Here is an 11,465-nt window from a genome sequence, read left to right as displayed (position 1 = left end):
CCGTCCCATAGAAAGAAGACGCACATGCTGCTTATCTCATGCCCCAACTGCGGCTCGCGCGACGAGACCGAGTTCCACTACGGCGGCCAGGCCCACGTGCCCTACCCGGAGAACCCGAACGAACTGAACGACCGCGAATGGGCCGAGTTCCTGTTCTACCGCGATAACACCAAGGGCGTTTTTGCCGAACGGTGGCTCCACAGCACCGGCTGCCGCCAGTGGTTCAACATGCTCCGCGACACCGTCAGCTACGACATCCAGGCCGTCTACCCGATGGGCACGCCCCGTCCCGCAGCCGCCGCCGCGGCCGCCGAATCCGGCACTGCCAGCCTCGCCGCTGACAGCACCACCACCGGGTCCGCCGGACCCAGCACCTCGGCAACCAGCATCGCTGAAACCAGCACCAACGCCTCCAGCACCACCGCCCCGGAAGGAGCAACCAAGTGACTTCCCAGAACGCCCGCCTCGCCGCCGGCGGACGCATCGACCGCAGCATCTCCTGGCGTTTCACCGTGGACGGCGAGGAATTCACAGGACACCCCGGCGATACGCTCGCCTCGGCGCTGCTCGCCAACGGCCGGATCGCTACCGGCAACTCGCTGTACGAGGACCGCCCCCGCGGCATCATGTCCGCCGGCGTGGAGGAATCCAACGCCCTCGTCAGGGTCGAGGCACGGTTCCCGGGCCACGTGGCGGAGTCCATGCTTCCCGCCACCACCGTCACCCTGGTGGACGGCCTGAAGGCGGACCTGCTCAACGGCCTGGGCCGCCTGGACCCCGAGGAAGACCGCGCCGAGTACGACAAGAAGTTCGTGCACACCGACGTCCTGGTGATCGGCGGCGGCCCCGCCGGCCTGGCCGCTGCCCGCGAAGCCGTACGCACCGGCGCCCGCGTCATGCTGCTGGACGACCAGCCCGAACTGGGCGGCACGCTCCTGTCCGGCTCCACCGCTCCCGAGCTGGCCGAGGCCATCGAAGGCAAGCCCGCCCTTGAATGGGTGGCTGACGTGGAAGCCGAACTCGTGTCCGCGGCCGAATGCACCGTCCTGAACCGCACCACTGCCTTCGGCGCCTACGACGCCAACTACGTCGTGGCGGTCCAGAACCGCACCGACCACCTCTCCAGCCCGGCCGCCCCCGGCGTGTCCCGGCAGCGGATCTGGCACATCCGTGCCAACCAGGTGGTGGTGGCGCCCGGCGCCCACGAACGCCCGCTGGTGTTCGAGAACAACGACCGCCCCGGAATCATGCTGGCCTCCGCCGTCCGCAGCTACCTCAACCGCTACGCCGTGGCCGCCGGCCAGCGCGTTGTCATCAGCACCACCAACGACAGCGCCTACGCCCTGGCCTCGGACCTGCGGGCCGCCGGCGTCAAGGTCGCCGCCGTCGTGGATGCCCGTCCCCGCCTCACGGAGGCGGCTGCCGCCGCCGTCGAATCCGGCACCCGCGTGCTGATCGGCAGCGCGGTGGCCAACACCGCTGCTGATGAGTCCGGCGACGCCGGATCAAACGGCGGCCGGCTGACCTCCGTCACCGTCCGCAGCATCAACGACGACGGCGAACTCACCTCCGGCATCGAAGAGATCGCCTGCGACCTGCTGGCAGTCTCCGGCGGCTGGAGCCCGCTGGTCCACCTCCACTCCCAGCGGCAGGGCAAGCTGCGCTGGGACGAGGAGCTGGCGGCGTTCGTGCCGAGTACCGTGGTACCGAACCAGCAGACCATCGGCTCCGGCCGCGGCAGCTTCGACCTCGCTGACTGCCTGGCCGAGGGCATCTCCGCCGGTGCGTCGGCGGCCATCGCCGCCGGCTTCGCCTCCGAAACCAAGCCGTCCGTCATCGGCGAGCCGAAGGCCTCCGCCCCCACCCGCCAGCTGTGGCTGGTCCCGGGCCAGGCGGGCACGCCGGATGACTGGCACCACCACTTCGTGGACTTCCAGCGCGACCAGTCCGTGGCTGACGTGCTGCGGTCCACCGGCGCCGGCATGCGGTCCGTGGAACACATCAAGCGCTACACCTCCATCAGCACCGCCAACGACCAGGGCAAAACCTCCGGCGTCAACGCGATCGGCGTCATCGCCGCAGCACTGCGCACAGCCGGCGAAGCGTCCCGGGGCATCGGCGACATCGGCACCACCACCTACCGTGCACCGTTCACCCCGGTGGCGTTCGCGGCACTCGCCGGACGCCAGCGCGGGGAACTCTTCGACCCCGCCCGCGTCACCTCGATCCACCCGTGGCACCTCGCCAAGGGCGCCCTGTTCGAGGACGTCGGGCAGTGGAAGCGTCCCTGGTACTACCCGCAGGCCGGGGAGGACATGGACACCGCCGTGCTGCGTGAATGCGCCGCCGTCCGCGAGTCCGTGGGCTTCATGGACGCCACCACGCTGGGCAAGATCGAAATCCGCGGCAAGGACGCCGGTGAGTTCCTCAACCGGATCTACACCAACGCGTTCAAGAAGCTCGCCCCGGGTTCCGCCCGCTACGGCGTGATGTGCATGGCCGACGGCATGATCTTCGACGACGGCGTGACCCTGCGCCTGGACGAGGACCGGTTCTTCATGACCACCACCACCGGCGGCGCCGCCAAGGTGCTGGACTGGCTGGAGGAATGGCTGCAGACCGAATGGCCCGAGCTGGACGTGCACTGCACCTCGGTGACCGAACAGTGGTCCACCATTGCCGTCGTCGGACCCAAATCCCGCGCGGTGATCGCCAAGGTGGCGCCCGAACTCGCCGCCGGCGGCGGACTGGAGGCGGAAGCCTTCCCGTTCATGACCTTCCGCGAAACCACCCTCGCCTCCGGCGTGCAGGCCCGGATCTGCCGGATCTCCTTCTCCGGCGAACTGGCCTACGAAATCAACGTGCCGTCCTGGTACGGGCTGAACACCTGGGAAGCCGTCGCAGCCGCCGGGGCCGAATTCAACATCACCCCCTACGGCACCGAAACCATGCACGTGCTCCGCGCCGAAAAGGGCTACCCGATCGTCGGGCAGGACACCGACGGCACGGTCACCCCGCAGGACGCGGGGATGGAATGGGTGGTCTCCAAGGCCAAGGAGTTCATCGGCAAACGCTCCTACGCCCGGGCCGACGCCCGGCGCGAGGACCGCAAGCACCTGGTCAGCGTCCTTCCCGTGGACGGAACGCTGCGGCTGCCCGAAGGCACCCAGCTCGTGGAAAAGGGTGTTACCACCAACCCCGCCTACGGACCCGTCCCGATGCAGGGCTTCGTGACCTCGAGCTACCACAGCGCCGCCCTGGGCCGGTCCTTTGGCCTGGCACTGATCAAGAACGGCCGCAACCGCATCGGCGAGACCCTCGTGGCCGCCGCCGGTGACCAGCTCGTTGACGTAGTCGTCGCAGAAACCGTACTTTTTGACCCCGAAGGGACCCGCAAAGATGGCTAACACAGCAGCACTGACAGGCATCAATGGACTCCGGGACATCCGCCGCAGCCCGGCCTCACACCTGGCCGCCGCGCTGGAAGCCGGCTCCGTGGAAGGAACGGTTGTCCTGAAGGAAGGCCCGTTCCAGACCATGGCCGGGATCCGCGTGGACCCCCGCTCCGAGGAAGGAGCACGTATCGCCTCCGTCGCCGGCGGCCTGCCGGCACGCTGCGGCGAAGTGGCCGGCACGGAGGACGTCAGCGTCCTCTGGCTCGGCCCCGCCGAGTTCCTGGCGGTGGCACCGGAAGAAGCCCACGACTCCCTCGGCGGCAACCTGATCGGCTCCCTCGTAGCCGCCCTGGGCGACGCTCCGGGACAGGTGGTGGACCTCTCCGCCAACCGCACCACGTTCGAACTCGCCGGACCGCGCGCCCGCGCCGTCCTGGAGAAGGGCTGTGCGCTGGACCTGCACCCCCGCAGCTTCACGCCCGGAACTGCGCTGAACACCGAGGTGGGCAACATCCCGGTGGTCCTGCTGAAGTCCGGCGAGGACAGCTTCCGGCTCTTCCCGCGGGCTTCGTTCGCGGACTACCTGGGCCGCTGGCTCCTGGACGCCATGAGGGAATACGCCTCCCCCGAGGTGCCCTGATGGCGCTGAGCGCCCTGGACCTCTTCTCCGTTGGCATCGGGCCGTCGTCGTCACACACGGTCGGCCCGATGCGGGCGGCGAAACTGTTCGCCGAGGGGCTCAAAGGTGACGGCCACCTGAGCGCCACTACACGGGTCCAGGCCGAACTGTTCGGATCGCTCGGCGCCACCGGCCGGGGCCACGGCTCCGACAAAGCCGTAGTGCTCGGGCTCCAGGGCCAGGACCCGGAAACCGTGGACACCTCCACCGCCGACGACCAGGTGGCCGCCGCCGCGCTCGACGCCGAACTCCGGATCGGCGGGGACCACCGGGTGGACTTCAACTGGGACGAGGACGTGGTGCTGCACCGCCGCAAGTCCCTGCCCGCCCACCCCAACGGCATGACCTTCCGCGCGCTGGACCACAAAGGCGCCGTCCTCAGCGAACGAAGCTTCTACTCCATTGGCGGCGGCTTCGTCGTTGACGGGGACGCCGACGCCGGAGACAAAGTGGTCGCGGACGACACGCCGCTGCCATACCCCTTCACCACGGCCGACGAACTCCTCGCGATCTGCAAGCGCGAGGGCATGTCCATCTCCGACGTCATGCTCGCCAACGAGCTCGTGTGGCGCAGCGAAGCCGAACTCCGCGCGGAACTGCTGAAACTCTGGGCCGTCATGCGCGAATGCGTGGACAACGGCTGCGCCGCGGAAGGGATCCTTCCCGGCGGGCTCAACGTCAGGCGCCGGGCGCCGTCGTTGTTCAAGACCCTGACCGCGGACACCGGCGTGACCGATCCGCTCCGGGCGATGGAATGGGTGAACCTGTTCGCCCTCGCAGTGAACGAGGAAAACGCCGCCGGCGGGCGGATCGTCACCGCTCCCACCAACGGCGCGGCCGGGATCGTTCCTGCGGTGCTGCACTACTACACCAAGTTTGTTCCCGGAGCCGACGACGACGGTGTGGTCCGCTTCCTGCTGGCCGCGGCCGCCGTCGGGATCCTGTTCAAGATCAACGCCTCCATCTCCGGCGCGGAAGTCGGCTGCCAGGGCGAGGTGGGCTCGGCCTGCTCCATGGCCGCGGCCGGCCTGTGCGAGGTCCTCGGTGGCACACCCGAACAGGTGGAGAACGCCGCCGAAGTGGGCATCGAACACAACCTCGGCCTGACCTGCGACCCCGTGGGCGGCCTGGTGCAGATCCCCTGCATCGAACGCAACGCCATTGCCAGTGTGAAAGCCATCAACGCCGCCCGCCTTGCCCTGCACGGGGACGGCAGCCACAAGGTGTCCCTCGACAAAGCCATCAAAACGATGCGCGAAACAGGAGCCGACATGAAAACCAAGTACAAGGAGACCTCCCGCGGAGGCCTCGCCGTCAACGTGATTGAGTGCTGAGCCATGACTGCCATCCAGACTGAAACGTCATCCCGTCCCGACCCGGCCACCACCGTTGAGCATGTCCTGACCCTGGACTGCCGCGAGTCACCGGGCATCGTCCACGCCGTCTCCGGTTTCCTGCTGGAACACGGCTGCGACATCATCGACAACCAGCAGTACGGCGAACGTTCCGAAGGGCACTTCTTCATGCGGGTGCACTTCGCGTCCGACGGCGACGCCTCCACCGCGGATACGCTGCGGACCGCTTTCGCCCCGGTGGCTGAACGCTTCGGGATGAGCTGGCGGCTGGAGCCGAATGGCGCCAAGCGCAAGGTGCTGATCATGGTGTCCAAGTTCGGGCACTGCCTCAACGACCTGCTGTTCCGCGCCAGGATCGGCGAACTGCCGGTGGACGTGGTGGCAGTGGTCTCGAACCACACCGACCACCAGACATTGGTGGAATGGCACGGCATCCCGTTCTTCCACGTGCCCGTCACCGCGGCCACCAAGCCCGAGGCCGAAGCTCGGCTGCTGGAACTGGTGGACGAGTACGACGTGGAACTGGTGGTGCTGGCCCGCTACATGCAGGTCCTCAGCGACGGGCTCACCCGCAAGCTGGACGGGCGTGCCATCAACATCCACCACTCGTTCCTGCCCAGTTTCAAGGGCGCCAAGCCGTACCACCAGGCCTACGCCCGCGGCGTGAAAACGGTGGGTGCCACGGCGCACTACGTCAACGGCGAGCTGGATGAGGGGCCCATCATCGCCCAGCAGGTGGTGGAGGTGGACCACACGTACGGTCCGGAAGACTTGGTGGCGGCCGGGCGCGACACCGAGTGCAAGGCGTTGTCCAACGCGGTCCGCTGGCACTGCGAAGGCCGGGTCATCCTGCGCGGCAACCGGACGGTAGTGCTCCGCTAACTACGTCCGCCCTGCCATTACCGGGACGCTCTCTCACTTCCTGCCGGTCCTACCGGGACGCTCTCTCACTTCTTTGGGGGAAGTGAGAGAGCGTCCCGGCTTTTTCTGCGTTAAGTGAGAGAGCGTCCCGTTTTTTCGTGCGTTAAGTGAGAGAGCGTCCCTGCCATGCCTGGCTACAACGCGGCCAGCCGGGTGGCCAGGTGCAGCGCGGCGAGCCGGCCGGACCCGCGCGGATCGCCGCCGCACAACTCAAAAATCCGCTGCAGCCGGTGGTGCATGGACTGCCGCTCCACATGCAGTTCCCGGGCGGCCTGCGCTGTATTGCAGCCCGAGTCGAGCCAGATGGACAGGGTCTGGAGCAGCCGGGAGTTCCGCCGGGCGTCGTGGTCCAGCACGGGTCCCAGCTGCCGGCGGACAAAATCCTGCCGCGGGCCCTGGCCCAGGTGCTGCGCCGCCAACCGCTCCACGGCGAGATTTTCGACGTCGAGCACCACACCGTCAGTGTCCGAAGGCGGCACCGCCGCCGTCAGCGTCCCGCTCGAGGCAAGGTCCAGGGCAATCTTCGCCTCCGACAGCGACCACGGTGCGTCTTCGATTCCGGCCGCCAGCGGGCCAACCGCCGTCATCGTTCCGGGTTCAACCGGCAGTTCCTGCAAGGCGGACACGAGTTCGGTCCGGGCCGCCGCCGCCCCGTCAAACGGCAGGGCCGCAAGCGCCAGGAGCTCCGCGTTGTCAACGTAGCTGGCGCTCTGCTGGGCCGTCCTCTTCAGGATCTTGTCCATGGCTGCCCGCAATTGCTGTGACGTGGAGGTCCGGACGACGACGGCCACCATCGTTGCGGCGGCCGGAATCCCGGCGGCGGGGGAGAGCTGTTGGAGCCGCCACGGCTGGCTGCCGGAACTGACTGCCCGCAACAGTGCCGTCCCCGCCACTTCCTTCAGCCCCGGCGGCATCCGCTGCAGCAGCGCGAGCGAAAGGATATCCACGCACCGCCCGCCGGCGACGCGCGCCAGGTTGACGTCGCCGTCGGCCGGGACGTTGATGATCAGCCTGGCCGACGGCACGCCGCGGACCGGCACATCGATGTTAATCAGGGCGCCGTCAGTTCCGTGCCCCTCTGTGCCGGGCTGGTGTTCGGAGACCGAACCGTGGCCGGCGTCCTCCGGCCGTGATCCGGCGTCCTCCGGCGGTGAGCCGGCGCCGCCGGGGCCAGCGCCTTCGGGACCCGCGCTGCCGAGCGTCACGCCGGACACGGACCTAAGCTCCAGCGTTGCGCCGATGATGCCGGCCAGTACGGCAAGGATCTGGTCCAGGCTGCTGCCGTGGGCCAGTTCAACGGCCATTTCGTGGCTGGCCTCGTCAGCGCGGCGAAGGTGCGTCACTGATTCGCTGACCAGCATGGAGTTGATGGCCTGCATGATGCCCACAAACGGCACCACTTTGCGGAACTCAATGAGGGGCAGCCCGGCTTCCTCCGCTGCCCGCACCATGGAGGACGGAAGGGAAGCGAGCCGCTGGCCCGTTTCCACCACCAGCGCGCCCACCCCGCGCTCAGCGAGCTGCCGCACGTACTCCACGCGGCGCGCGTCCGAGGCCGTGACCAGCGCATCGCCGCCGGTGAGGAGCAGCTCACCGCCGCTAAGTAAAGGTGCGATGTCCAAAACCTCACTGGAGTGCACCCACCGCAACTGCGTACCGGCCACTGCGGCGGCACCGGCGCGGATCACCGGATCCGCGGCCGTGAGGGTGGCGTGATTCAGGACTTCATCGAGCTTGATTGGCATGACGCTCCGTAACGCAAAGGACGGTTCTGATATACACATCGTATCTTGTTGGGTGTGGCTTGGAACACATAATCTGGACGTATCCCCATTCCCCCTACGGAGGCCCCCATGCATAACAACTCCACTGCAGCACCGGCCGGCCAAGCGCCCGTAGCCGGCGAAGACGTCGAAGCCTGGCTTCAGCCCATCCCCGAATCCCAGCGGACCCGGAAGGTGTCCGGGCAGTTCTGGATCTGGGCAGGCGCCAACCTCGCACCCATCAACTGGGTGCTCGGCGCACTGGGCATCCACCTGGGCCTTGGCTTTGCCGACACGGTCACCGTTCTGGTCTTGGGGAACCTGATCGGAATGCTGCTGTTCGGCTGCTTCGTCCTGCTCGGCCAGAAGACCGGGGCCACGGGCATGGTGCTCGCCCGGGCAGCATTCGGCAGGCGCGGAAACTACCTGCCCGCCGCCATCCAGGCGTTGCTGGTCATCGGCTGGTGCGCTGTCAACACCTGGATCATCCTCGACCTGGTCATGGCCTTGTTCGGTACCCTTGGCTGGGTTGATCCGACAGCGCAGAACTATGCGTGGAAGATCGGCGTGGCCACGGCCATTATGGCCGCGCAGGTAGCCATCGCCTGGTTCGGCTACAAGGCCATCGCAGCGTTTGAAAAGTGGACAGTGCCGCCCACCATCATCATTCTTGCTGTCATGTCCGCCGTCGCCTGGTTCGGCATGAAGATCGACTGGGGCTACGCCGGTCCTGCCGGCAACATCCTTGAAGGGTCGGAGCGGATCGCCGCGATGAGCGCTGTCATGACTGCCATCGGCATCGGCTGGGGCATCACCTGGTTCACCTACGCCGCCGACTACTCCCGCTTCGTGAGCACCGAAGTGCCCAAGAAGAAGGTCTACCTCGCCTCAGTCCTGGGCCAGTTCATCCCCGTCGTCTGGCTCGGCATCCTTGGTGCCAGCCTGGCCACCAACAGCGGCGAGATTGACCCCGGAAAGCTCATTGTCCAGAACTTCGGTGTCCTGGCACTCCCTGTCCTCCTGATGGTCCTGCACGGACCCATCGCCACGAACATCCTGAACATCTACACCTTCTCCGTTGCCACACAGGCACTTGACATCACCATCAGCCGCCGCAAGCTCAACCTCTTCGTCGGCGTCTTCTCGCTGATCGCCGTCGTCTTCTTCATCTTCCAGGAGGATTTCGCCGCCGTGCTGGACGCCTGGCTGATCGGCCTCGTGGCTTGGGTGGCTGCCTGGGGCGGCGTGATGCTGGTGCACTACTTCTGGATCGAGAAGCGCTGGCCCGGCGAGACCGCACGCCTCTTCGACGGTGTGGGCACCAGGCGCCTCCCCGGCGTCAACTGGGCGGGCATCGTATCGCTCCTGGTGGGCATCTTCTCCACCTGGCTGTTCATGTACGGACTTGTCCCCGCCATGCAGGGCCCCATCGCCGTGGCCCTGGGCGGCTGGGATCTGTCCTGGCTGGCCGGCGGAGTCAGCAGCGCCGTCAGCTACGCGGTTCTCGGGCCCCGGGTCCACCGCAAATTTCTGGCCCACGCCGGATCCGCTCCGGTCCCGGTAGCCGCCCAGGAAGCGGCCGCCCCTGAAGCGGCCCCCACTGAAGCGGCAGTCCGCCCGGCACCCACCGCCATCTCACTCTAGAAAGGAAAACGGACCATGGAATTCCCCGGTTTCCCGGACTCCGCCCATCCCATCTCCTGGCCCGAAGGTTACCGGGCGGCCGCATCCTTCACGTTCGATGTGGATGCGGAGTCATGCACCATCGCTCACGATCCCACCAGCACGCGCCGGATGTCCCTCATGACCCACCAGTCCTACGGGCCCAAGGTCGCGGTGCCGCGGCTGCTGCAGATCCTGGACCGCCAGGACGTGCAGGCAACCTTCTTCATCCCCGGATTCACGGCCGAAAGCTACCCGGATGTGGTACGCCGGATCGTGGACGCGGGCCATGAGATCGCCCACCACGGCTACTTGCACGAACCCATGCAGGGGATCGATGCCGCCACCGAGGCGCGGTACATCGACCGCGGGCTGGAGGCACTGGCCAAGGTCGCCGGCGTCCGGCCGGTGGGCTACCGCGCTCCCTGGTGGGAGCTGAACTGGCACTCGCCGGCGCTCCTCGCGGACCGCGGCTTCCTCTACGATTCCAGCCTGCTCGACGGCGACGCGCCGTACCGCTTCAGCGTCGCCGAGGGCGATTCCCGGGACCTGGTGGAAATCCCGGTGGACTGGGCGCTGGACGACTGGGAGCAGTACGCCTTCTACCCCGGGGTTACCGGCAGCGGAGTGATCGAAAGCCCCGCCAAGGTCCTGGAAATGTGGATGCTGGAGGCGGAGGCCCACCATGCGGCCGGGAGTTGCTTCGTGCTGACCAACCACCCGTTCATCTCCGGCCGGCCCTCCAAGGCCGTGGCCCTGGAACAGCTGATCAGCCGGGTCAAGGCCATGGACGGCATGTGGGTCACCACCATGGCCAAGATCGCCGAGCACACGCGGGACACCGTCACCGAGGTCCACAGCCACGCCCGCATCGAGGTGCCAGGCTTCCCCGACGCCGGAGCCCGCTTCACCCCGGCCCAGGTGCGCCAGCCGGCACTGGCCTCCGACCGGTCCCGCCTCTAACCCCAGGGACGCTCTCTCACTTTTGACCCAAAAAACCGGAACCCTCTCTCACTTTCGTCAAGACAGTGAGAGACGGTTCCGGTTTTTGTTGCAGGAAGTGAGAGAGGGTCCGGCTGGAACGTGCGGGGAGTCAGACCTGGTTTTTGAGGGCCTCGGTGCGTTCCTCAATAAACTTCCGGAACGTTGCGGTCTGCTCCGCGAGTTCCACTTCCGTGAGGCCGTCGCTGGCAGGCACGACGGCGGCGAGCCGGTCGAGGAGGCCGGCGGCGGTCCCGCTGCTGTACAGCTGTTCATAAAGCTCCGCATAGGCGGTGTTATAAACGGACTGGAACGCGGTTGAGGCCAGGAACCGCTCCTTCAGTTCGTTGCCGCCCCGGCCGCCGGCATCGGCACCGGCGTCCAAACCGGCCGCAGCGTCCGGCGGGGCAGCCCCCGACGGCGGTGCGCCGCCGTCGTCGTCCGCTCCCGGAGGCCGCTGCATCCCGCCGCCTCCGCCCCCGCCGCCGATGGACACCTGCTCATCCGGGGAAGCTGTGGCATTGCCGGTGATGGCCAGGTTCAGGTCCCAGGAGATGACGGAGATCTTCTTGGTTTCGAGGCTGTACCAGAGGTAGTAGTTCTGGCCGGGTCCCTTCAACAGTCCCCGGGCCGGCTGTGCCGTTCCTGTGCATGCCCCATGGATCCGGCATGACTGGATCCGGCATGACCACGAACACCGTGCCCACGG

General features: G+C 67.5%; 9 protein-coding genes. 7 read left to right on the top strand and 2 right to left on the bottom strand.

The genetic code is table 11. The features are described 5' to 3' along the window. Nucleotides 1–24: 24 nt before the first annotated feature. The 5 genes from Q8Z05_RS05480 to purU are packed head-to-tail and all read left to right on the top strand — an operon-like array spanning nucleotide 25 to nucleotide 6,311. Nucleotides 25–447 (top strand): sarcosine oxidase subunit delta, encoded by a 423-nt coding sequence (locus Q8Z05_RS05480; protein WP_305942480.1) that lies wholly within the window; start codon nucleotides 25–27, stop codon nucleotides 445–447. After that, entirely contained in the window at nucleotides 444–3,407 is a 2,964-nt protein-coding gene (locus tag Q8Z05_RS05475; protein ID WP_305942479.1) for a sarcosine oxidase subunit alpha family protein, read from the top strand. The genes Q8Z05_RS05480 and Q8Z05_RS05475 overlap by 4 nt, the downstream gene beginning before the upstream one ends. Beyond that, nucleotides 3,400–4,035: a sarcosine oxidase subunit gamma gene (locus tag Q8Z05_RS05470; protein ID WP_305942478.1), complete on the top strand. Its 636-nt coding sequence runs from the start codon at nucleotides 3,400–3,402 to the stop codon at nucleotides 4,033–4,035. Before Q8Z05_RS05475 ends, Q8Z05_RS05470 begins: the two co-directional genes overlap by 8 nt. Next, nucleotides 4,035–5,408 carry an L-serine ammonia-lyase gene (locus Q8Z05_RS05465; RefSeq protein ID WP_305942477.1) on the top strand — a complete coding sequence of 458 codons (1,374 nt, stop codon included), beginning with the start codon at nucleotides 4,035–4,037 and terminating at the stop codon, nucleotides 5,406–5,408. Before Q8Z05_RS05470 ends, Q8Z05_RS05465 begins: the two co-directional genes overlap by 1 nt. Before the next feature lie 3 nt (nucleotides 5,409–5,411). Further along, nucleotides 5,412–6,311, top strand: coding sequence for a formyltetrahydrofolate deformylase (gene purU, locus Q8Z05_RS05460; protein WP_305942476.1), 900 nt, complete (start codon nucleotides 5,412–5,414; stop codon nucleotides 6,309–6,311). Nucleotides 6,312–6,484: 173 nt separating this feature from the next. Here purU and Q8Z05_RS05455 read toward each other — a convergent pair whose 3' ends face one another. Further along, on the bottom strand, nucleotides 6,485–8,095 hold the full coding sequence (locus Q8Z05_RS05455) for a PucR family transcriptional regulator (protein WP_305942475.1): 1,611 nt from the start codon (nucleotides 8,093–8,095) through the stop codon (nucleotides 6,485–6,487). A 108-nt stretch (nucleotides 8,096–8,203) separates the two neighbouring features. Between Q8Z05_RS05455 and Q8Z05_RS05450 the strand changes: the two genes are divergently transcribed. Together Q8Z05_RS05450 and Q8Z05_RS05445 are read left to right on the top strand one after the other, a co-directional pair. After that, entirely contained in the window at nucleotides 8,204–9,757 is a 1,554-nt protein-coding gene (locus tag Q8Z05_RS05450) for a purine-cytosine permease family protein (RefSeq protein WP_305942474.1), read from the top strand. 15 nt (nucleotides 9,758–9,772) lie between these two features. Beyond that, nucleotides 9,773–10,738, top strand: coding sequence for a polysaccharide deacetylase family protein (locus Q8Z05_RS05445; protein WP_305942473.1), 966 nt, complete (start codon nucleotides 9,773–9,775; stop codon nucleotides 10,736–10,738). Between the two features lie 130 nt (nucleotides 10,739–10,868). On the opposite strand, the gene Q8Z05_RS05440 is transcribed toward Q8Z05_RS05445, so the two are convergent. Then, entirely contained in the window at nucleotides 10,869–11,375 is a 507-nt protein-coding gene (locus tag Q8Z05_RS05440) for a hypothetical protein (RefSeq protein ID WP_305942472.1), read from the bottom strand. Nucleotides 11,376–11,465 lie beyond the last annotated feature (90 nt).

This window comes from Arthrobacter oryzae, assembly GCF_030718995.1.
GTDB classification, from domain to species: Bacteria; Actinomycetota; Actinomycetes; order Actinomycetales; family Micrococcaceae; genus Arthrobacter; species Arthrobacter oryzae_C.
Note: the sequence above shows the minus strand (reverse complement) of the source record. Positions and strands in the feature narration are given on the sequence as shown.